Genomic DNA, 21,532 nt, shown 5'->3' on the forward strand with positions numbered 1-21,532 from the left:
TCAGAAATCTACATTTAATTTTTACGTTCTCTTCTTCTTTGATGGAGTTCTCTCAGTAGCATTTGATTAAACTCTCTTTCTGCTAGAACCAAGTCGGAATATTGTTTAGCTGAAATAGACTTAAGAAACTCAGGACGATACTTTTTAGCTAATTCAACCTCTTTTGCTTTCAATGCAAATATCTCATCTTGCCTTGCCAGTTCTTCAGCTTCTGTTAGTTCTTGTCCAGCATTTGACCTCATTTTGTTTCTTAAAGTCCTACTTAAAGTTCGTTTTTCGTTATCGAACTTGTAATACGTAGGCCAAAAAGTTTTGGCTTGTTCTGATGTCAACTCAAGTTTCTCAGTTATCAAACCCACTTTCATTGCTTTGATTTTGTCCATGGTTTCTTGAGACCTTTGGGCAAAACTCATAACAGAGATAAGAAGGAAAAATGAGCTAAGTATAAGTTTGGTTTTCATAGTTTATATCTCGTCTGTAAATTGAAAGTCAATTAATTGTAAAAGCTCCTCTTCCGATAATTCGTCAGTCTCGCTGGTGCTTGACTCTCCAAAAGAAGCATCATCAAAAGCGTTTTCTAAAGTGTTAAAATCCTCTAAACCAATGTTTTCTTCTTCTAAATAGGAGTAAATGGCTTCTGTATTAAGTTCAGCCAATGTTAGTTCTTCAGCAGTAGTACTAGCCTGCTGATTATTATAAATATTAAAGCCTAAAAAGCCAACAATTATTAGTGTAGCGGCCACTCTAATAATATTCCCATAATTTTTCCAAATGACTTTGAATGGGTTTTCTGGCTCAATTTTTTCATTTATTGTCTTCTCATAAACCTGTTCATCAAGTTTTTCAAAGTAGCCTTGAGGGACTAAGAATGGATGATTTATGTTTTCTTCCAATATGAAATTGCTACTCGTAGCACTAAGCACTCTTTCTTCTAGGCTTTCAAGGTATCCTTCAGGTGCAGTATATGGATGAGCAATGTCAGCTTCTAAATGAAAACGGTTGTTTGACGTCGCTGCCAAAATATTGCTATCAAAAGCTTCGAAATAGCCTTCTGGGGCAACAAACGGATGCTTCACGTCCAAAGGCAAGTGAAATGCTCCACCTAGAGCCTTTGACAAAATGCTTTCTTCCAAAGATTTAAAGTAATCTTTGGAGGCTTCAGTATTGTTTACACTATTTTGGTTTTTCTCTTTCACGTTTATTAGATGTCAATTAGACACAAAGGTTTAACGCTTGCCTAAAATATCTTCAATTTTCTTTTTAGCTGAGTGATAGTTCGCTTTTAATCCACCTACACTTGTTTCTGTTACTTCTGAAATTTCTTCATAAGTCATGTGTTCAAAATACTTCAAATTGAACACAATCCTTTGTTTTTCAGGTAATTGGAGTACAGCTTTTTGAAGAGCTATTTCAATGTCGTCACCAGTAATATGAAAAGTAGAACTGCCTGACTCAAACAAATTCATCAACTCTGGGTTTTCATCCATGGACATATTCCTAGCATCTTTTCTTCTTCTTAGGAAGGTTAGAGCTTCATTCGTGCCAATTCTGTAAAGCCAAGTATATAGACTAGCATCACCTCGAAACTTCTTAAGATTTTTCCAGATTTTGATAAAAGCCTCTTGTAAGACATCATCCGTATCATCATGGTCAATCACAATTTTCCTAATAAGAAAATAAAGACGTTCCTTATATTCTTTTAGAATAAGCTGAAAAGCTTCTGGATGCGAACTCTCATCAAGGAGAAGTTCTTTTATTGTTTCTTCTGTTGTCATAAAAAAAGGGTTTCCCGATTAATGAATCAGGAAACCCTTAAAATTAGGAATAAATTTTTAGTTTTTTCTTCCGATAACTTTTTGAGCTTTCTCAATGATGTTTTCAGCGGATAAACCATACTTGGCCATCAATTGCTCCGGCTTGCCAGACTCACCGAAAGAATCATTAACTGCAATGTACTCTTGAGGAGCTACAAAGTTTTGTGATAATACTTGAGCTACTGCATCTCCAAGACCGCCATTTGCTTGGTGCTCTTCGCAAGTCACCACACATTTAGTTTTTCTTACAGATTTAAGAATAGCTTCTGTATCTAAAGGCTTAATAGTATGAATATTGATAATTTCAGCACTAATACCTTTTTCTGCCAATGCTTCACCTGCTTGTATAGCTTCCCAAACTAAATGCCCCGTAGCAAAAATACTTACGTCTGTTCCTTCATTTACCATCCATGCTTTACCAATCTCAAATTTTTGATTTGGGTCAGTAAAAATCGGCACTTTCGGACGGCCAAAGCGTAAATAAGCTGGACCTACGTGGTCAGCCAAAGCGATTGTGGCAGCTTTCGTTTGGTTATAATCACAAGGATTAATCACCGTCATATTAGGCATGGCTCTCATCATAGCGATGTCTTCAAGAATTTGATGCGTAGCACCATCTTCTCCTAAAGTAAGACCTGCGTGAGAAACTGCAATTTTAACGTTTTTATCAGAATACGCTATTGACTGTCTGATTTGGTCATAAACTCTACCAGAACCAAAGTTGGCAAAAGTAGTAGGGTAAGGGATAAACCCACCTATTGTTAAACCAGCAGCTATTCCCATCATATTTGCCTCGGCAATACCTGTTTGGAAAAAACGCTCTGGATTTTCTTTTATGAATGTGGCTGTTTTCAAAGAACCAACTAAGTCTGCACATAAAGTGACTACTTTAGGGTTAGTTCTTCCAAGCTCGGTCATGCCATCTCCAAAACCCGAACGTGTATCTTGTTTTTCTGTGAATGTGTATTTCTTCATGATATGTTCTGGTTTTTAATAATCTCCAATAGTTTCAGGTAATTGAGCTAGGGCTGCGGCTAGCTGCTCGTCGTTAGGAGCTATTCCGTGCCATTTGTGACTACCCATCATAAAGTCTACGCCTGCACCCATTTCGGTGTTCATCAAAATCATGATTGGCTGTCCCTTACCAGAAATTCTTTTGGCTTTACGTAATCCTTTAACTACTTGTTCCATATCATTTCCGTCAGCAATTTCCATTACTCTCCATCCAAAAGCTTTGTATTTAGCTTTCAAATCACGGTTAGCCATTACTTCTTCTGTAGAACCGTCTATCTGCTGACCGTTAAGGTCAATGATAGCAATAAGGTTATCTACGTTATGGTGTGGTGCAAACTGTGCTGCTTCCCATACCTGACCTTCTTGCTGCTCACCGTCGCCCATTAATACGAAAACATTTCTGTCGTCGCCATTTAATTTCTTGGCAAGAGCAGTACCAATAGCTACAGACATTCCTTGTCCTAAAGAACCAGAGGCTACTCTGATACCAGGAAGCCCTTCGTGTGTAGTAGGATGACCTTGAAGTCTAGTGTCTAATTTTCTGAATGTTGCCATTTCTGCAGCATCAAAATAACCTCTTCTAGAAAGTACAGAGTAAAAAAGTGGTGAAATGTGACCGTTAGAAAGGAAGAATAAATCTTCGCCCACACCGTCCATTTTAAAGGATAGAAAGCCACCTTTACCTTTTCTATTATTGATTTTCATTTGTTGGAAGTATAATGCTACCAACAAATCTGTACAGCCTAGTGAACCGCCTGGGTGACCAGAAGCACAGCCATGTACCATACGTACAATGTCTCTTCTAACCTGTGAGGCTACGTCCTGAAGTTCTTTGATTTGCATTTAAAAAGTATTGTTTGAATTGAAAAACTGCACAAAAATAGAGAATTATGCCACAAAAGAAAGATAAATGTAATAAATGTCTATTTGACACTTATTAGCCAAGTATTTGACTTGAGTGGTCTTTAGACTTCACATCCGAAATAATGTTCTCAATATTGCCATCTTCACCAATGATAAATGTGGTTCTTACTGTTCCCATATAGGTTTTTCCAAAAGTCTTTTTTTCTTGCCAAACACCATATAATTCAGTGATTGCGTGCTCAGTGTCTAATAAAAGATCAAAGGGAAGGTCAAATTTCTTTATAAAGTTCTGATGAGCTTTATGACCACTGGTGCTAATTCCAAATACTTTTATCCCTTTATCTAAGAAAGATTGATAGTTGTCTCTAATGTTACAAGATTGGACAGTGCAGGTGGGTGTATTGTCTTTTGGGTAGAAATAAATGACCACTTTTTGACCTTTGTAATCAGAAAGCTTTACTGTTTTGCTGTTTTGGTCAATAGTTTTAAAGTCAGGAGCTGAATCGCCAATTTTTAATGTCATTATATTGTCGTTTTATATATTTTCTCGTTGTCACAATTGTCTGTTACTTTTAAAACTACTTCACCTTTAAATGGTTCATTATTTAGCTTTTCAGACCAAAGTAAGCCATTCTTGTATTCGTATTCTAAAAGTACCCATTTCCCATCCACGTGGCATTCAAAGGATTTGATACCTGATAAACCATCACGAATAGTAAAAGATAGCTTAGATGCATTCAAAGTTCTCGGTATGATACTTGGGGCGGTTTGGTCCTTTAATATACCATAAGTTCCAAGCTCTTTAGGATGAAAAGTAATGGTGCCATTATTCCAGTTTCCTCCCACATATCTACTTCTTCTACCTCCTATAAGATAAACCTTGTTTTTAGCTTCTTCTTTGTCGGGCCTTTTCCATTTTACATCAAACCTGCCTCTCAAAGGGTGCACATCCTTATCTAATCTCAATTCAGAATTGGCATCTTCTAAATTTAAATAAATAGGGTGGTAGAGTACCTTCTTAAAATCAATTTCAAACGAACTACTAAACACCGTATTAAATCGTTTTGAAACTTCTTCACGTACTGGCGAAGGAACTACTTCCTGCCCATCCATAAAGCTAGAGAAATAGTTTTCTTTCAAGTTAATAACAAAAACCTGTTCGGTAGCATTTTCATAACTTGGCTCAATTTCCTTTGAAAAATTCCCATCAACCAGGTAAAAGCTATTGTCCGTTTTCTTTCTAATAATCTTCATAAAAGGCCCTCTTATATCCACCTTTCTGGTTTCCCCTCCTCTAAGCTCAGAATTAATACTCTTATCTTGATTGACATTGCTGTTAAGTGAGAATTGGACAAAACTAGTATTTTCAAAAGTGTCTTTAAGCTTTATCTCAATCCTATGCTTTTTGCTATCTCTTAAGTCTATAAGTCCATTTTTGGCATTATAGGTGTAGAAATCCATCTCATTTCCTTCTTCATAATAGCCTTTGTGCAGCTTTTTGTTTTGCTCCACCATTCTTTCATAGTTAGTATGCAAATTCATGTCTATCTTATTATGAAATGCTAGTTTTCCGAGCTCAAATTTATATTCGGATACATTGTCGTTTTTTACTTCAATGTACTTTAGTCCTAATCTAAAAGGACTTGTTTCAGCTTTGTCGTAGGCGTAAAGTTCTACGCCAATATCTCCCCAAACATCAATTTTTCTATTAACGGTATATTGACCAGAACCCGTACTAGTTACTGGGTAATCAAAAGTGCCAAACTCACCATTTATTCTGGCATCTGCTGAAAGACATTTCAAACTAATGAATTCAACTTTTGGCGGAACGTTATCTTTAATTTCTTTAAATCCAAAAAGTGCGGGGTCTAAAGTGTTTTCTTCTTGGTCTCTAATTTCAAAATGGAGGTGAGGGCCGCCACTTCCTCCTGTGTTTCCAGAAAAAGCTACTAATTCACCTTTTTTAACGGGTAAGTCGGTAGGTTCAAAATAGATGTCTAAAACAAAAGTTTCTTGGGCGTACTGTTCGGCTATTATTCTCTTTTTGATGCTACCCGCGTACTCCTTTAAATGGCCGTAAACGGTAGTGAGTCCATTTGGGTGTGTTATATAAAGTGCATTTCCGTAGCCACCATTCATGACACGGATTCTTGAAACATAACCTTCCGCAGCGGCATAGATGTTTTTACCTTCTACGCCACCAGTTCTAATGTCTAAGCCAGCATGAAAGTGATTCACCCTCAAATCTCCAAAAGAGCCGGAAAGAGAGGTTTGCACACCGGGGCTTAAAGGAAACATAAAGTAGCCTTTGGTGTAAGGGTCTACTTTTTCCACTGTAACTTCAGTTTTTGTAGAAGGAAAACTAAAGAGTAAGAAAAAGTAATAAATTATAGAGAAGCCATTAAAAATCATTTTACGTCGAAATCAAACATGAGTTTATCTTCCATATAGCCCTTTAAATTATCTCCAACTTTCACCTCTGCTACGCCTGCTGGAGTACCAGTGAAAATTAAATCACCAATTTTTAAGGTAAAATATTGGGATATGAAACTTATGATGTAGTCGAAAGAATAAATCATTTTGGATGTATTTCCTATTTGTCTATTGTCTCCATTAACTTCAAGATTGAAGTTAAGATTGTTCATATCATAATTTTCTTTTGAGACAAATTTTGAAATGGGAGCAGAGCCATTAAAACCCTTTGCTAAATCCCATGGTAAGCCTTTACTTTTTAATTCAGATTGTACATCACGAGCAGTGAAATCTATGCCTAAGGCTATTTCTTCATAGTATTTATGAGCAAACTTTTCTTGAATATTTTTCCCTAATTTACACACCTTCAAAACCACCTCAACCTCGTGATGAATAGAATTAGAGAAGGTTGGATAATAAAAAGCATCATTTTTGCGTAAAATAGCAGAGTCAGGTTTTGAAAATATGACGGGAGCCGTAGGGAAGTCATTTTTTAATTCTTCAATGTGATCAACATAATTTCTTCCAACACAGATAATTTTCATCCTTTTTCGTTTTCTTTCGTATCTTTTTTACAAATTTACCAAATACACAAATAACAAACCCCTTATTTTAAAGGAAAGAACTAAGACCAATTATGAAAAAAACAAAAAACTTACTTTTAGCAGTTTTTGCAGTGGGCTTTATTGCAATGTCTTGCCAAAGAGTACCCCTTACTAATAGAAAACAGTTTGTGGGAATGGTTTCAGCAGGTCAAATGATGGAGCTAAGTTTTGCTCAATATGATGGATTCAAAGATACCTCTAATGTGGTGCCATTAAGAAAGGCAGATGCTGCAAAAGTAGCTAGGGTAGGAGCAAGAATAAAAACTGCAGTGGAAGATTATCTAATTCAAAACAACTATAGTGCTGTAATTGATGGATACAAATGGGAGTTTATCACTGTTGAAAACGAACAAGTAAATGCTTGGTGTATGCCAGGTGGTAAGGTTTGTTTTTATACCGGTATTTTGCCAATATGCCAATCGGAAGATGGTATAGCTGTGGTAATGGGGCATGAAATAGCACATGCTATAGCAGAGCACGGTAGAGAGCGTATGAGTAGAGCTATGGTGGCTCAAGGTCTTACTCAGGCTGGTGCTATAGCAGCAGGTGTTATTACTCAGAATGAGCAAATAATGAATACGGCTGGCCAAGTTTTAGGTATAGGCACCCAGTTGGGAGGCGTTTTACCAAATAGTAGAAAGCAAGAATCAGAATCAGACCAGTTAGGTTTAATATTTATGGCAATGGCAGGTTATAATCCTGCAGAAGCGGTAGATTTTTGGAAAAGAATGGCTAAGGCAGGAGAAGGCTCTCAGAAGCCACCCCAATTACTTTCAACGCATCCTGCAGATGCTCAAAGAATAGCTGATTTAGAAGCCTCATTGCCAAAGGCTATGAAATATTATCATGCGTACGGAGGAAAATAGAAATTTAAAATTTTCCGCTTTTAACATGAAGGTCTCTCTGAGGGAATGGTATTTCAATGCCATTCTCTTTGAATTTTTGGACTATACTAAATCTCAAATCAGACTTTGTGTTTTCAATTAAGAAACCATTTCTGCTCCAGAAAAGTACTTCAAAGTCTAGGGAACTGTCACCAAAATTGGTAAGCCTAACCACTGACTTGTTCATTTTGTTGTGGGTAACATCTTTATTTTCCTCAACACATTCTAAGAGAATACTTTTTACTAGTTCTGGTTCACTTCCGTAAGCTACACCTACAGTTACTGAGAACCTGGTCAATGTGGCATTATGACTCCAGTTAACTACATTTTCTACAATAAACTTATGGTTTGGCACAATGATGATTATCCCTTCTCTGGTTTGAATTTCGCTGGTTCTTAAATTGATTTTGGTAACTTTTCCTATTAAACCGCCATCCACTTCCATTATATCTCCAATTTTGACACTCCCTTCCACAAGAAGAAAAATACCTGAGACAATATCAGAGAATATTTGCTGGAGCCCTAAACCTAAACCAACAAGTAAAGCTGCCGAACCCGCTAAAAGAATAGTGACTTTAACTCCAAGGGTTTCTAGAATAAGTACGATGGCTATAATCCAGACGAAATATTTAAAGAGCAATTGAAAACTTTGACTGTTTCTGGCATCAAGCGTTTCGCTTTTGACCATTCTGGTAAGAATAGTTCTGAAACCAAAAATAATTAGCCTTGTAAGGAGAATGATAATGGCTACAATAATTAGGTGAGCCACATCAAAGTGATAATCTTTGTATTCAAAAAACCTGAAATCTAGAATGTCTTTTATATTATTCAATTTTGAACGATGTTAATTTTCTCAGTCTTTAATCTAACTTTAAGCCAATCTTTCATTTTCTTTAAGTCGCTGGTTCTAATAGGTTTGACGGCATTAATATAAACCATGGTGACTGTATCTACGGCTGCATCTTTATGATGGATTAGCATGGTATTAAAAGCACTCGCATCTATTTGCGGATACTGTACTTCTAATTCTTTACAAACATCGGCCTGAATTAGTTGATTACTCTTGTAAGCTGAGAGTTCTTTTTCAAGTAAACCAATTTTTTCGTCTTTGTTTTTGACCAAATCCTCATTTTTTCTGTAAAGGTCTTCAATAATACCAGTACGCATACTCTCAGCATCCGGTAAATCAAAGTTTTGCTGATTCTGTCTAATAATCAACTGAGCATCTGCCAAATTATAGTCTCCAAGCTCAGATTCTAATCGCTTTATTTCAAAGGCGTCTATAGGCGAGCCAAAAAGAAAGACCTCAATCTTACTGTCTTTTGGGGTTACATCATGCTCAATAACGTTTGTGTCTGGGTAATCGAATTCGTTTTCAATGAAAAGGTTAGCATTTCTAGCGAATATGCTTCGTTTTACGATATCTACAGCCATGAAAACACTTGGTACAATGGTCACAACAGCTACAAGGAAAACATACGAACGCATTTTCTTTTGTTGTTTTTCATCCACCCATTTTTTACTCGGTATTTTCAAGAACCGAATAATTATCATACTTGAAATACTGATGAATACACTGTTTATAAAAAACAGGTAAAATGCTCCCATGAAGTAGCTCAGGTTAAGCGTGGCAATGGCATAGCCAGCAGTACAAAGTGGTGGCATTAATGCCGTGGCAATGGCTACGCCAGGTATAGCATTACTTTTATCTTTCCTAGTAAAAGCCACGATTCCGGCAAGACCACCAAAGAAACTAATAAGCACATCCCAGACGGTTGGGGTGGTTCTTGAAAGTAATTCTGACTGAGCGTCACTTAATGGAGATAATGCAAAATAAAGAGCAGAGGCCAAAACAGAAATTATGACGGCTGCCGCCAAACTTCGGAATGACTTCTTTATTAATTGGAAATCATAAATACCTACTCCTAATCCCAAACCAATGATTGGTCCCATTAAAGGAGAGATAAGCATGGCTCCAATGACAACAGCAGTGGAGTTCATATTTAAACCAACGGAAGCAACCAAGATAGCGAATATTAAAATCCAGAGGTTAGTACCTCGAAATTCTACACCAGCCTCTATTCGCTCAATAATTTCATTATAGGAAGCCCTGTCTGACTCTAAGTCAAGAAACCTTTTGGTCAGTCCTTTTATTTCATTCCAAATCTGTATCATAAAAAAAGCTCCGTGAAGGGTTAATTCACGGAGCCAATATTAGAAGTAATTCTCCTTATTTTAAAACTTTTTGTATCAATTCGGCCGCTTCTTTCAATTTAACCGCAGAAAATACTTTTAAGCCTGATTCATTGATAATTGCAGCACCTTCTTCGGCATTAGTTCCTTGCAATCTTACTACAATAGGAACTGGTATTTCGCCAATTGACTTATAAGCTTCTACAATACCTGTTGCTACTCTATCACATCTTACAATTCCACCAAAGATATTAACGAAAATTGCTTTTACGTTAGGGTCTTTTAAAATGATTCTGAAACCAGCTTCTACAGTAACAGCATTTGCTGAACCTCCAACATCTAAGAAGTTAGCAGGCTCTCCACCGTATAACTTAATGATATCCATAGTAGCCATAGCCAATCCAGCTCCATTAACCATACAACCTACGTTTCCGTCAAGTTTTACATAGTTAAGATCACTTTCAGAAGCTTCTACTTCCATTGGGTCTTCCTCAGCCTTATCTCTAAGGGCTAATAATTCTGGATGACGGTATAAAGCGTTATCATCTAAATCAACTTTAGCATCAACAGCTAAAATTTTATCATCTGATGTTTTTAAAACTGGGTTAATTTCAAACATTGCAGAGTCTGAAGCTTCGTATGCCTTATAAAGAGAGAAGATAAACTTCACCATTTCTTTGTTAGCTCCACCCGTAAGACCAAGTTTGTTAGCTACTTTTCTAGCTTGAAAACCTTGAAGTCCAACTCTTGGGTCTATCCACTCTTTGAAAATTAATTCAGGTGTGTTTTCAGCAACTTCCTCAATGTCCATTCCACCTTCAGTAGAACACATGATTACGTTACAGCCTTTAGTTCTATCTAAAAGTATAGAAACATAAAATTCTTTAGGCTCACTATCTCCTGGATAATAAACATCTTCGGCTATTAATACCTTGTTAACCACTTTACCTTCCGGGCCTGTTTGGTGTGTAACCAATACATTTCTTAAAAGGTTAGAAGCTGCAGTTTTAGTGTCTTCAGCTGATTTAACTAGCTGTACACCATGTTGCTCCATTCCCACTATCTGGCCTTTTCCTCTTCCACCAGCATGAATTTGAGACTTAATAACAGCAAACTTCGAGTCTGTCATTTTTGCAATTTCCTTATAAGCAGTAACTGCACTTTCAGGTGATTCTGCAACGATTCCTCGCTGAATTCTTACCCCGTATTTCGCTAAGATTTCCTTACCTTGGTATTCGTGAATGTTCATATTTGAGATTATGAGAATTGAACTTTTCTAATTTTTGGGCAAATTAGGTAAATATTCGTTTCATTCATAAGATCAAAAGCTAAAAACTGATAATATTGTTTAACAAAACAAAAGAAATTAATGCTCAAAGCAGAAGGTGTATTTAAAAAATACGGCGAACTAGAAGTTCTGAAGGGAATTGACCTTGAAATCAAGTCAGGAGAGATAGTGGCTATTGTAGGCCCCTCAGGGGCTGGTAAAACCACCTTGCTTCAAATTTTGGGCACTTTAGATGTATCGGATTTAGGGAAGATTTTCTTGGATAATATGGAGGTTAGTTCGCTGTCTGAAAAGCAAATAGTAAAGCTAAGAAATGAACAATTAGGTTTTGTTTTTCAGTTTCATAACCTCATGGCGGAGTTAACGGCTCTTGAAAATGTTTGTTTACCGGGCTGGATAGGGAAACGAAGTGAAAAGGAAGTAAAAGAAAGAGCGATAGAGTTACTAACTACATTAGGACTGAAAGATAGAGAAGAGCATTTACCATCAGAGCTTTCTGGAGGAGAACAGCAGCGAGTGGCTGTGGCCAGGGCATTGATAAATTCGCCTAAAATCATTTTCGCCGACGAACCAACCGGAAATCTCGATACGCAAAATGCTCTTGACTTGCATAATTTGCTTCTTGATATAAGAGAAAAGTTTAATTGTGCTTTTGTGATAGTAACTCATAATAAAGAACTAGCGGAAATGGCGGATAGGGTGATTACGCTTAAAGATGGGAGGGTGGTTTAGGGTTTTCACCAAGAGTATTCAGTTTTAATTAATTTTCAATAGATTGCTCTATGATACAAGTGAACATTTTTAAAACCTTGGTTTATATATTATTTGTCTTTGTGTCAATGTCTTGTTCAGAGTCATTAGAGCAAAAAAGTGCTCAATTTGAGGACTATAAAATTATAGGTGTAGATGTAAAGAATCTTGAACAAAATTTTCGAAAATGGTGGTCATACCACAACAATCATATTATGCTATCCGACGAATTTATAGCATTGAATAATAATTCTGATTCAATTTCGAAAGGAGAATTTCTAGATTCACTTGTAACTGGTAATTATATACCTGTTAAGCTAGCGTCAGTCGATTCGATAGAACTTTATGGTTTATATAAATTATCAAAAGCGGCTGACGCAAGTATCAAGAAGACAATAATTAATAGTGCAAACACTACAATTCATTATTATAGAATGGAAGGTATAAGGTTTCCAGAATTTCATTTTATTGATTTGGATGGAAATGAGTTTACTAATGAGAGCATTAAGAATAAGGATGTTTTAGTTAAATGCTGGTTTATTGGATGCACTGCATGTGTTAAGGAGTTTCCTGAATTAAATAAAATGGTTAGCCATTATAAAGAAAGAGAAGATATGGAGTTCATAAGTCTTGCTTATGACTCCTCCGATGATTTAAGAAAATTTTTGAAGAAAAAGAAATTTGACTATTCAGTAGTGCCAGTTGAGCGTTCTTTTATAGATGAAACTTTAAATATTCATTCCTTTCCGACGCATTTTATTATTAATAAGAAAGGAATTATTAAAAAAGTTATAAATAGCTATGAGGAGCTTGAAGTTGCAATGAAAAGACAAGGGATTTAATGACAAGTAAAAAACAAAAACTATATATAATCCTCTGCGGTATCTTTTTGACCAATGCCATAACGGCTGAGATAATTGGTGCCAAAATATTTAGCCTTGACCAGACCTTAGGCTTCGATGGTGCAGGTTATTCTATTTTTGGTTTTGACATGAGTTTTGCTTTGACCGCAGGTACACTTAATTGGCCCATAGTTTTTATAGTGTCTGATGTTATCAATGAATATTTCGGTAAAAAAGGAGTGAAGTTTATCTCCTATTTAACTGCGGCATTGATAACCTTTAGCTTTCTAGTGATTTATTTGGCGGTTTATGTCAAACCAGCAGCATTTTGGTTGGATGTAAATTCAACTGATTCAAATGGACAGGCCATAAATATAAATGAGGGTTTTGCGATGATATTTCGTCAGGGCTTGGGGATAATCTTAGGTAGCTTATCTGCCTTTTTAGTGGGACAAATATTGGATGCTTTTGTTTTTCATAAACTTAGAAAGTTTACCAAAAATCGTTTTGTTTGGCTTAGGGCTACAGGCTCTACGGTGGTTTCTCAGCTGATAGATTCCTTTGTTGTGATTTTTATAGCATTTTATGTCTTTGGGAACTGGTCTTTAGGGCAAGTTGGTCAGGTTTCTACTAACAATTATATCTTCAAATTTCTTATAGCTATTGCTCTTACACCACTAATTTACCTAGCTCATTATCTCATAGACAAGTGGCTCGGGAAAGAAAATTCGGATGAGCTAATTGACGCTGCTACTTCTGCCGATTAACTATTTCTGGGAAGTCTAGTGGCGTACTGTTCATAGATGAGCATCCTCCAGAAGCACAACCACTACAACCAGTCCCTTCTGAAGAGAATTGCTTGTAAATCATTTTAATTAGGTAGCCTAATGCTAGACCAGCTAGGGCTATAATGACTAAGTTTTCTATTATGACCATTCTCCTTTACAAATTTTAATGTGGGCAATATGGTGTGCTCCATGCCAAGCATAAAGAGCCATCACACTTTCTAATGTGAAACTGTATTCCGTTTCGGGATGTACGTAGCTTCTGTTCAGCGTTTCTTCGTCTAAGTTTTCTAAAAGAGCCACTACTTTAGCGTGTATTACTTTTAGCATATCAATAGACAGCTGAAATGGGAGGGAGTAATCATTCAAAATAGCCCACCTATCTTCGTAGTACGCTTTTATTCTTGGAGAATCTTCTGTCAAAGTCCATTTTAGGCGTGTTAACATATTCATGTGGCTGTCTGCAATGTGGTGAATAACCTGCAGGGCAGTCCAGCCATCAGGCCTGTAAGGCGTGGCTAATTGTTCATCCGTAATTCCATCAACCACCTTCTGAAGTTCAGAAGGAAATTCTTTCAAAGTCTTAAGAAACGCAGCAGCTTCTTCCTTTGTGTAGTCTTTTTTGACCTTGAATTTTCCGATTGGGTATTGCAGATTTTCCATAACCTTAAAACGATAAATTAGTTTGATTGGTTCTTTCTTTTCCAAATAAGATACGACCTCAGCAGCACGGTTCCCTGAATAGGAATAAAGGCAGGATGGAAAGATTGTGGCAAGAAAGAAAAACCAATAATACAAATCAAAGCGAAAATCATTTGAATAAAGAAAAGCGTGCTCAGGCTTTTTTGGGTTCCTTCTGTTCTATTTAAAAATAAGACGGCTGGAAACATTAATGGGAAAGCCCAAAGTAAATTCAGATTTTGATTCATTACTCCATGGTCTGTCAAAAACCACAGAACAAGAAGAAATAGACCTATAATGCCTGTTATGCTAAATAGTATTTTGTCGATAATTAGAAACCACTTTTTCTTTTGATATTCTAAGAATGTAAAATATGCTATAATTAAAAACAGAATACAGAAAAGAATGAAGGGTTTGATTAGAAGTGACTTATGGTCAATGCTGTCATTGTTTAAGTCTGTTTTCCTTTTAACTAAGCTTTCTATTTTACCATTTTTAACCACTTTAGCCGAGTCAAAAGCTGCCATTAAATTATCAGGAATATACATAGCTCCATTGGCTCCTGTTACTTCATCAGCAGGTAAACCGAGAGCTAGGTTCATTCCAAACTCAGTCCAGTCATTATTACTTTTTCTATTATAGATATCCAGCCAATCTCGGTAGCTTTTATCAGCATTTAATGTTTGACTAAAGGTAAGGCTATCGCCGCAGGCAAATTCTAAAACATCCCTAACACGTGTAGAGCAGTTGTCATAAAAGAATTTATAGCGATATTCTCTATTTTCAGGCTGATAGTTATTCATCAAGAAATCAAACATTCGCTGTTTTTGACTTAGGCTTAAGTTCAAAACTTGCTGAGTTACTGTTCTGTTTTCTTGAAACCAGTAGGGAGTTTCTTGTTGGAAATTATAGGCTCCAATTTGATAAGGGAGTGTTCCTTTTAAGAATTTGAGGTAAAATCCTTCCGTTCTGAAATCAAAAACACCATAATTAAAATTGATGTCAATACCTGTTTTGGTATCCTTTACTCTAATAGCCGTATGGCCAGCAAAGGAAAATAACTCATGCCCAGGGGCAATAGTAAGGAGTGAAATTTCACTGCTCTCAGACAGTGTTTGACAAAAAAGTCTGTTACCCGTGAAGAGTAACAGACTTATTATGAGTAATCCTATTTTTTTATTCATTCGAATATCAAATCATTATTTTGATTCAGATTCTGCTGTAGCTTTCTTTTTCTTTTTAGAAAATTTAAGTTCTTCCGCGTCTTTGACGTAGTCAACTAAAATGACATCACCTTCTTTAAGGTCACCTTTAAGTATTTCTTCAGCCATTGGGTCTTCCACATACTTTTGGATAGCCCTGTTAAGCGGTCTTGCACCATATTGTTTGTCATATCCTTTTTCCGCTACAAAATCTTTGGCTGCTGTACTTACCTCAATTTCATAACCTAATCCGTTAATTCTAACGAACAGTTTTTTCAGAAGAATATCAATAATCTGATGAATAGACTCTTTTTCAAGTGAGTTGAATATAATAACATCGTCTAGCCTGTTTAAGAACTCAGGAGAGAATGTTTTTCTAAGAGCATTTTGAATAGTACTCTTAACCGCTTCATCTTGATTGTCTTTTCTAGCTTGCGTTGCAAAACCAATTCCAGCACCAAAGTCTTTTAAGTCACGTACACCAATGTTTGATGTCATGATAATAATGGCGTTTCTGAAATCAACTTTTCTACCAAGACTATCGGTAAGAACACCGTCGTCCAATACTTGTAATAAGATATTGAAAACATCAGGGTGAGCTTTTTCAATTTCATCCAGAAGAATTACTGAATAGGGCTTTCTACGTACTTTTTCAGTAAGTTGACCACCTTCTTCATAACCTACATAGCCTGGAGGGGCTCCTACAAGTCTTGAGATGCTGAATTTCTCCATGTACTCACTCATATCAATTCTGATAAGAGCTTCGTCTTTATCAAATAGGTATTCCGTAAGTGCTTTCGCCAATTCTGTTTTTCCTACACCTGTAGGTCCTAAGAAAATAAAGGAGCCAATAGGTTTTTTAGGGTCTTTTAAACCAACTCTGGTTCTTTGAATAGCTTTTACCAATTTGGCTACAGCTTTATCTTGACCTATAATTCTATTTTTAAGCGAGTCCCCCATTTTGAGCATACGCTCACCTTCATTCATATTAACTTTGTTAATAGGAATTCCGGTCATTTGGGCTATTACTTCACCTACATTATCTTCCGTTACTAGGTGTCTCTTTTCTTTACTTTCTTCTTCCCAAGCTAGTTTTACTCGGTCTAGTTGGTCTATAAGTTTCTTCTCTTTATCACGTAGCTGAGCTGCTTCTTCATAACGCTGGCTTTTTACCACCGCGTTTTTCTCAACTTTAATATTCTCTACAGACTCTTCTAAGTCTATTATTTCTTGAGGAACATGAATATTATTGATATGCACTCTAGCTCCAACTTCGTCAATTACGTCAATAGCTTTATCTGGTAAGAATCTATCAGAAATGTATCTGTCAGAGTACTTTACAGCTGCGGCAATAGCCTCATCCGAATAGTTTACGTGATGATGCTCTTCGTACTTGTCTTTAATATTGTTCAAAATTTCAACAGTTTCTTCTACCGAAGTAGGGTCCACCATCACCATTTGGAATCTTCTAGCCAAAGCCCCATCTTTCTCAATGTACTGACGGTATTCATCTAAGGTAGTAGCACCAATACATTGTACCTCGCCTCTTGCAAGAGCAGGTTTAAACATATTGGAAGCGTCTAGTGAGCCACTAGCTCCACCAGCTCCTACAATGGTGTGAATTTCATCAATGAAAAGAATGACATCTGGAGACTTTTCGATTTCGGCCATTACAGCTTTCATTCGCTCTTCAAACTGCCCTCTATACTTAGTTCCAGCTACTAATGATGCCAAATCAAGTGTTACCACGCGTTTGCCATAAAGCACTCTTGACACTTTCTTTTCTACAATTCTTAAAGCTAAACCTTCGGCAATAGCAGTTTTACCAACACCTGGCTCACCAATTAGAATTGGATTATTTTTCTTTCTCCTTGATAATATTTGAGCAACTCTTTCAATTTCTTTTTGCCTTCCTATAATCTGGTCAAGTTTGCCAGCTTCGGCCATTTTTGTCAAATCTCTTCCGAAATTATCTAAAATAGGAGTTTTTGATTTTTCAGTTTTCGAATCTCTTGAGCCTGTACCTTTTCCACCAGGACTAGAGAATAACCTTCCCTCTTCATCGTCAGTGTCGGCATTTTCCATGCTAGGGTTTTCTCCAGTTAACTGATATTCTAGCATTTCTTTGATAAGTTCGTAATTAACCTTGAAACGATTAACTATTTGACAACCCAAATTATCAGAGTCTCTTAAAATAGCTAGAAGCAAATGTTCAGTTCCTATTACCTCAGAACGGAAAATCTTAGCTTCTAAATGCGTGATTTTTAAGACCTTTTCAGATTGCCTAGTTAAAGGGATATTAGCAAGGTTTTTAATATTATTAGTGGCTGTGCCACGTGTAGCAGATTCAATACTCTGCTTTAAGTCAGTAATTTTAATGCCGGTCTTTCTTATTAATTCTAAGCCCATGCCATCGCCTTCGCGAATCATGCCTAAAATTAAATGCTCGGTGCCAATGTAATCATGACCCAAACGTAAAGCCTCTTCTCTGGCTAAGGAAATTACCTCTTTTACTCTCTGCGAAAATTTGGGTTCCATCTATTATTATTTAGTTCACACGTTTGTGATAGTTTCAAATATAACGAAAATAGAATGTTTAGTGTTCACTCCAACTTTGATTTCTTAAGTAACGGTAAGCTTCAGGGCCTTTGCAAAACAATAAATCTATTATCGATAGGTTAGGTACAAACTCATTGCCAAAGTTTTGTAAATATGGTTCGAAATGGTGCTTTTCGGGTAAAACCTTTGATTTTATGTCTATTACGTCACTATTGGTATTTGGCGTTGCCTGACATATTGTCTTTTTAAGTTGAAGTGCTTTCAGACAAAATGTCAAACTGTCGATTTGCAAATCAATTAAGAAATTATAGTCTTTTTCAAAAAGTGGTATCATCAAGTAGTCGTAAAACTGATAAAAAGCGGAACTTTTGTAGGCAGCTTCTATAGTTCTTAGCTGAGTTCTTTGCCACTGTGATATATTTTCAATACGAACATCTTTGCTAGGGGTAACTTTGGAGCTAGCGTTTACTGGTACTATTAGGTTTTCTACCTTATTAGCACCTAAAATTTGAGCCCTGTTTCTGTATGTTTGCTTTACATACACATCCTCCATATTAATGTTTATGCTATCTGTTTCCATGATTTTTTGGAAATAGGCAACCGATGGCAGAAAATTTGGTGTAAAAAACATATAATAGTGATACGCGAGATTTCTGGTTTGAGATGTCTAAAGCTTTTTCAAACTTATAATATTTAGTTTTTATATCGTTTTAGATCAAAGAAAACCTTTTCAATTAGTGGTAAAATGACAAATTTTTATGAAAATTGCTGTATTCCTGATAGATGTAAAACATATGGCATTTTAGGTTTGCCCTATATGTTTTAAAATACCATTGTGCTATTCTAAAAATGATTTTGAATAATAAAATACTTTCTAAGACTTTATCCAGCATAGGCCTGCTATTGCTTTTCGCTGTTGGAGCTAACGCTCAAAAAAGAATTTACCTTGAAGCAGCTGATTCCTTTAGTGGTGAGAAAATCAACGTGGAATGGCGAGCTATTTCTGGAAAGACTAATAATTCCTATGTCATTAAAACAGAAGATGGGATTCAGTTTATTGATATTGTAGGCGATGATGAGGTACAGCTAAAAGCTATCAATGATTTATATTATGTAGAGGAGAAGAAGGTTTTTGCAGCAGATATAAATGATGGGGAAGAAATTAAAATTGGCATTGAAAAAAGACCTACGGCTACTTTAAAAATAGTAGCTAAATCAAAAGAGACAGATAGAGATGAACCAGCCTTATATGAAATTTTCTTTGAGGGTAGAATGGTAGGTAGAGGAAATACCACTAGGAGTTCACTCAAGTATGAATTGGTGGTGCAGCAGTCTGGTTCTTATCAGATAATTACTAAATCCCCCGGTTATTCTGAAAGCAAAACAAATTTTGAGGTTCAAATAGGAAATCCAAGCAACCTAGTAGAAATGGTGGTTTACCTCGAAAAGCCAGGTAACGAAGTAGCCATTAGGTTCACCGATGAGCAGTCTGGTAAACCTGTTAATGCAGCAGTAACTATTGCCGAAACATCTTCAGGGAAATTAGTTTACAATGAACCCGCTCCTAATGGTGTGGTATTATTTACTTTCAAAAATGGCATCAATTACAAGATAACAGGAACGTCTAAAGATTACAGGGAATATAGCAAAACACTCGAAGGCTCTCAAAGAGAAGATCTGAAGGCTGTCATGCGACCAAATGCTTTTATTGAGTTTAAAATTACTGACAGCCGGACAAAACGACCAATCCCAGCATCAATAAAATTGATTTCGCCTAGTGGAAAATCAAACACATACGCTTATAAAGAAGGAGAGAAAATAAGGCCAGAAGAAACGGGGGATTATAAGGTAGAAATTCAAAGTGATGGTTATGTCCCTAGTTCTGGCACGGTAGGTGTGGCCAGTTTATATGGTAGCAGTGTAGAGCCTGTATTTAGTTTGGTAGAGGCTGATAAGCAGTTCTTCATAAACGTGATTGACCATTATTCTAAAGAACCTGTAGCCAACGCAGATTTCAGGGTATTTGGACCTGGTGGAGAAGAAGTGCCAGGAGTTAAGCAAAATGAGAATGGAGCATATCACTTTATAACTGACCCAGAGAAAAGCTACTTTATAGAATCAGGTGGGAAAGGTTACCAGCCAGTGACCAAATCTTTAAAAGAAGATAACAAGCGATTTACCCTAGAACTCTATTGGACACCAGAAGTGACTCATTCTTTCAAATTGATGGAGCAATTTACCAATAAACCTGTGACTAATGCCAATTTGAAAATCATAAATGGTTTTGGAGAGGAGCTATTTGTATATGACACTAAAAAGGATGGCGTCTTTTTGACACGAATGGAAGAAAAGATAAATGTAAATTATTCAGTTACTGCGGAAGGTTATCAATCAGACGCTATTCCAAAAATAATTTCTAGCAATGCTCAGGAGCTTTACCTAAGCCCAATAGGGAATGCGACCTATAATATAGAGGTGATTGATGATTTGACTAAAGAAAAATTAAAGGCCAGTATAAAGTATTTTTTAGATAAGAAAGAGATAGACCCTGTGTTATTTGATGGTTCTGATAGGGTAGAGGTGTCTTATGGGGCTAATAGAAACTACACCATGGAGGTACGTTTAAAAGGATATACCTCATTTACCGGGCCGGTGAATTCTCAAATGATTAAAGGTAACAGTATAGTAGTTCCTTTAAGTAAAGATGCCTATTTGGTAAGCTTTAAAGTTGTTGGAATTGAAGATAATACAGCCTTAAGGAAAATTCAACTTAGGATAAATGCTAAAGATGGTGAAAGGGCTACGGAGAAGTTTGTAGCAAAAACAGGGCTTTATGAAGCAGAATTAGCTGGTGAGGATAATTATACTATTCAAGTGCTGGCTGATGGTTTTGAAACTTATGCTGATGATTTTAAAGTAGCGGAATTATCGGCAAGTAATTTTGTTAAAACTATTACGTTGAAAAAAGTTCCAGAGCCTGAAAAAGTAGAGCCAGAGCCTATTGTGGTGGTGGAAGAACCAGAACCAGAACCAGAGCCAGTTAAAATTGAAGAGAAAATAGAGGAAGAACCTGTGGCAATAGTAGAAAAACCTGCAGTGAAAGAACCTGTGGTGGAGAAGCCTGTTCCGCAGCCGGTTAAAAAGCCTGTAGCAGCACCTAAGGAGAAAGTGGCCGCTACTATGCCAAGAAGTGCCAGTGAAATGCAAGCTGAGTTTAATAAGGCAGCTTCTTTAGGGAAAAGGTATTTATTAGAAAAGGTATTCTTTGACCAAGGAAGTTCTAAAATTAGAGATGCAGAGGTTGACGAGTTAAATGAGTTGGCAAGAACCTTGAAAGAAAATGAAAACTTCGTTATAGAAATAATAGGTTATACAGATAACGTAGGTGACCCTCGACTTAATCTTGGGCTGTCACAGTTTAGAGCTAAGGCAGTTGCTAACTACCTTTTCTTTAAAGGTGCTGACCCTGACAGAATTCGTAGTAATGGCTTTGGCCAAGAGAAAGCAGTAGCAGAGAATGATACGGAAGAAAATAGAGCTAAGAATAGAAGGGTAGAAATGGTTTTGATAAAGAACTAA

Annotated in this window: 21 protein-coding genes; 5 read left to right on the top strand and 16 right to left on the bottom strand. The window is 36.5% G+C overall.

Going from position 1 to position 21,532, the window contains the following annotated elements; genetic code table 11:
* Positions 1-14 precede the first annotated feature (14 nt).
* From AADJ06_RS03350 to AADJ06_RS03385, 8 genes are all read right to left on the bottom strand, one after another.
* The gene (locus AADJ06_RS03350) at positions 15-461 is read right to left on the bottom strand and encodes a hypothetical protein (protein WP_341224986.1); all 447 of its coding nucleotides are present in this window, start codon (positions 459-461) and stop codon (positions 15-17) included.
* A gap of 3 nt (positions 462-464) precedes the next feature.
* Complete coding sequence (locus AADJ06_RS03355; RefSeq protein ID WP_341224987.1) at positions 465-1,196, bottom strand: hypothetical protein; 732 nt, start codon at positions 1,194-1,196, stop codon at positions 465-467.
* A gap of 30 nt (positions 1,197-1,226) precedes the next feature.
* On the bottom strand, positions 1,227-1,775 hold the full coding sequence (locus AADJ06_RS03360; RefSeq protein WP_341224988.1) for an RNA polymerase sigma factor: 549 nt from the start codon (positions 1,773-1,775) through the stop codon (positions 1,227-1,229).
* Positions 1,776-1,832: 57 nt separating this feature from the next.
* Positions 1,833-2,789, bottom strand: coding sequence for a transketolase family protein (locus AADJ06_RS03365; RefSeq protein ID WP_341224989.1), 957 nt, complete (start codon positions 2,787-2,789; stop codon positions 1,833-1,835).
* Between the two features lie 15 nt (positions 2,790-2,804).
* A complete protein-coding gene (locus AADJ06_RS03370) occupies positions 2,805-3,671 on the bottom strand; it encodes a transketolase (RefSeq protein ID WP_341224990.1) in 867 nt (288 codons plus the stop codon).
* Positions 3,672-3,765: 94 nt separating this feature from the next.
* Positions 3,766-4,215, bottom strand: coding sequence for a thioredoxin-dependent thiol peroxidase (gene bcp, locus AADJ06_RS03375; protein WP_341224991.1), 450 nt, complete (start codon positions 4,213-4,215; stop codon positions 3,766-3,768).
* Positions 4,215-6,026 carry a M23 family metallopeptidase gene (locus tag AADJ06_RS03380; protein ID WP_341224992.1) on the bottom strand — a complete coding sequence of 604 codons (1,812 nt, stop codon included), beginning with the start codon at positions 6,024-6,026 and terminating at the stop codon, positions 4,215-4,217. Before AADJ06_RS03380 ends, bcp begins: the two co-directional genes overlap by 1 nt.
* 74 nt (positions 6,027-6,100) lie before the next feature.
* Positions 6,101-6,709 (bottom strand): fumarylacetoacetate hydrolase family protein, encoded by a 609-nt coding sequence (locus tag AADJ06_RS03385; protein ID WP_341224993.1) that lies wholly within the window; start codon positions 6,707-6,709, stop codon positions 6,101-6,103.
* A gap of 92 nt (positions 6,710-6,801) precedes the next feature.
* Between AADJ06_RS03385 and AADJ06_RS03390 the strand changes: the two genes are divergently transcribed.
* On the top strand, positions 6,802-7,635 hold the full coding sequence (locus AADJ06_RS03390; protein WP_341224994.1) for a M48 family metallopeptidase: 834 nt from the start codon (positions 6,802-6,804) through the stop codon (positions 7,633-7,635).
* 4 nt (positions 7,636-7,639) lie between these two features.
* On the opposite strand, the gene AADJ06_RS03395 is transcribed toward AADJ06_RS03390, so the two are convergent.
* The 3 genes from AADJ06_RS03395 to sucC are packed head-to-tail and all read right to left on the bottom strand — an operon-like array spanning position 7,640 to position 11,095.
* Positions 7,640-8,485 (bottom strand): mechanosensitive ion channel domain-containing protein, encoded by an 846-nt coding sequence (locus AADJ06_RS03395; protein ID WP_341224995.1) that lies wholly within the window; start codon positions 8,483-8,485, stop codon positions 7,640-7,642.
* Positions 8,482-9,828 (bottom strand): TIGR00341 family protein, encoded by a 1,347-nt coding sequence (locus AADJ06_RS03400; protein WP_341224996.1) that lies wholly within the window; start codon positions 9,826-9,828, stop codon positions 8,482-8,484. The genes AADJ06_RS03395 and AADJ06_RS03400 overlap by 4 nt, the downstream gene beginning before the upstream one ends.
* Before the next feature lie 55 nt (positions 9,829-9,883).
* Complete coding sequence (sucC, locus tag AADJ06_RS03405) at positions 9,884-11,095, bottom strand: ADP-forming succinate--CoA ligase subunit beta (RefSeq protein ID WP_341224997.1); 1,212 nt, start codon at positions 11,093-11,095, stop codon at positions 9,884-9,886.
* 120 nt (positions 11,096-11,215) lie between these two features.
* Between sucC and AADJ06_RS03410 the strand changes: the two genes are divergently transcribed.
* From AADJ06_RS03410 to AADJ06_RS03420, 3 genes are read left to right on the top strand one after another with little or no spacing between them, the layout of a single operon-like run.
* Positions 11,216-11,866 carry an ABC transporter ATP-binding protein gene (locus AADJ06_RS03410; protein WP_341224998.1) on the top strand — a complete coding sequence of 217 codons (651 nt, stop codon included), beginning with the start codon at positions 11,216-11,218 and terminating at the stop codon, positions 11,864-11,866.
* A 50-nt stretch (positions 11,867-11,916) separates the two neighbouring features.
* Positions 11,917-12,726, top strand: a complete 810-nt coding sequence (locus AADJ06_RS03415; protein WP_341224999.1) for a redoxin domain-containing protein — start codon at positions 11,917-11,919, stop codon at positions 12,724-12,726.
* Entirely contained in the window at positions 12,726-13,493 is a 768-nt protein-coding gene (locus tag AADJ06_RS03420; protein WP_341225000.1) for a queuosine precursor transporter, read from the top strand. The genes AADJ06_RS03415 and AADJ06_RS03420 overlap by 1 nt, the downstream gene beginning before the upstream one ends.
* Here AADJ06_RS03420 and AADJ06_RS03425 read toward each other — a convergent pair.
* The 5 genes from AADJ06_RS03425 to AADJ06_RS03445 are packed head-to-tail and all read right to left on the bottom strand — an operon-like array spanning position 13,477 to position 18,584.
* Complete coding sequence (locus AADJ06_RS03425) at positions 13,477-13,662, bottom strand: FeoB-associated Cys-rich membrane protein (protein WP_341225001.1); 186 nt, start codon at positions 13,660-13,662, stop codon at positions 13,477-13,479. The two genes, AADJ06_RS03420 and AADJ06_RS03425, sit on opposite strands and share 17 nt — an antisense overlap.
* Positions 13,653-14,174, bottom strand: coding sequence for a YfiT family bacillithiol transferase (locus AADJ06_RS03430; RefSeq protein ID WP_341225002.1), 522 nt, complete (start codon positions 14,172-14,174; stop codon positions 13,653-13,655). The genes AADJ06_RS03425 and AADJ06_RS03430 overlap by 10 nt, the downstream gene beginning before the upstream one ends.
* Positions 14,175-14,191: 17 nt before the next feature.
* Entirely contained in the window at positions 14,192-15,376 is a 1,185-nt protein-coding gene (locus AADJ06_RS03435) for a DUF4105 domain-containing protein (RefSeq protein ID WP_341225003.1), read from the bottom strand.
* Positions 15,377-15,391: 15 nt separating this feature from the next.
* The gene (locus AADJ06_RS03440) at positions 15,392-17,932 is read right to left on the bottom strand and encodes an ATP-dependent Clp protease ATP-binding subunit (RefSeq protein WP_341225004.1); all 2,541 of its coding nucleotides are present in this window, start codon (positions 17,930-17,932) and stop codon (positions 15,392-15,394) included.
* Positions 17,933-17,990: 58 nt separating this feature from the next.
* A complete protein-coding gene (locus AADJ06_RS03445) occupies positions 17,991-18,584 on the bottom strand; it encodes a WbqC family protein (protein WP_341225005.1) in 594 nt (197 codons plus the stop codon).
* 224 nt (positions 18,585-18,808) lie between these two features.
* Between AADJ06_RS03445 and AADJ06_RS03450 the strand changes: the two genes are divergently transcribed.
* Positions 18,809-21,532 carry an OmpA family protein gene (locus AADJ06_RS03450; protein WP_341225006.1) on the top strand — a complete coding sequence of 908 codons (2,724 nt, stop codon included), beginning with the start codon at positions 18,809-18,811 and terminating at the stop codon, positions 21,530-21,532.

It is taken from the genome of uncultured Arcticibacterium sp. (assembly GCF_964021845.1).
Lineage (GTDB): Bacteria > Bacteroidota > Bacteroidia > Cytophagales > Spirosomataceae > Arcticibacterium.

Bases quoted from the DNA above. Each gene is read 5' to 3' on its own strand.
- AADJ06_RS03440 (WP_341225004.1), bottom strand. From the start codon at position 17,932: ATGGAACCCAAATTTTCGCAGAGAGTAAAAGAGGTAATTTCCTTAGCC.
- AADJ06_RS03400 (WP_341224996.1), bottom strand. From the start codon at position 9,828: ATGATACAGATTTGGAATGAAATAAAAGGACTGACCAAAAGGTTTCTT.
- AADJ06_RS03360 (WP_341224988.1), bottom strand. From the start codon at position 1,775: ATGACAACAGAAGAAACAATAAAAGAACTTCTCCTTGATGAGAGTTCG.
- AADJ06_RS03350 (WP_341224986.1), bottom strand. From the start codon at position 461: ATGAAAACCAAACTTATACTTAGCTCATTTTTCCTTCTTATCTCTGTT.
- AADJ06_RS03410 (WP_341224998.1), top strand. From the start codon at position 11,216: ATGCTCAAAGCAGAAGGTGTATTTAAAAAATACGGCGAACTAGAAGTT.
- AADJ06_RS03385 (WP_341224993.1), bottom strand. From the start codon at position 6,709: ATGAAAATTATCTGTGTTGGAAGAAATTATGTTGATCACATTGAAGAA.
- AADJ06_RS03430 (WP_341225002.1), bottom strand. From the start codon at position 14,174: ATGGAAAATCTGCAATACCCAATCGGAAAATTCAAGGTCAAAAAAGAC.
- AADJ06_RS03390 (WP_341224994.1), top strand. From the start codon at position 6,802: ATGAAAAAAACAAAAAACTTACTTTTAGCAGTTTTTGCAGTGGGCTTT.
- AADJ06_RS03415 (WP_341224999.1), top strand. From the start codon at position 11,917: ATGATACAAGTGAACATTTTTAAAACCTTGGTTTATATATTATTTGTC.
- AADJ06_RS03420 (WP_341225000.1), top strand. From the start codon at position 12,726: ATGACAAGTAAAAAACAAAAACTATATATAATCCTCTGCGGTATCTTT.
- AADJ06_RS03435 (WP_341225003.1), bottom strand. From the start codon at position 15,376: ATGAATAAAAAAATAGGATTACTCATAATAAGTCTGTTACTCTTCACG.
- AADJ06_RS03370 (WP_341224990.1), bottom strand. From the start codon at position 3,671: ATGCAAATCAAAGAACTTCAGGACGTAGCCTCACAGGTTAGAAGAGAC.
- AADJ06_RS03365 (WP_341224989.1), bottom strand. From the start codon at position 2,789: ATGAAGAAATACACATTCACAGAAAAACAAGATACACGTTCGGGTTTT.
- sucC (WP_341224997.1), bottom strand. From the start codon at position 11,095: ATGAACATTCACGAATACCAAGGTAAGGAAATCTTAGCGAAATACGGG.
- AADJ06_RS03445 (WP_341225005.1), bottom strand. From the start codon at position 18,584: ATGTTTTTTACACCAAATTTTCTGCCATCGGTTGCCTATTTCCAAAAA.
- AADJ06_RS03425 (WP_341225001.1), bottom strand. From the start codon at position 13,662: ATGGTCATAATAGAAAACTTAGTCATTATAGCCCTAGCTGGTCTAGCA.
- bcp (WP_341224991.1), bottom strand. From the start codon at position 4,215: ATGACATTAAAAATTGGCGATTCAGCTCCTGACTTTAAAACTATTGAC.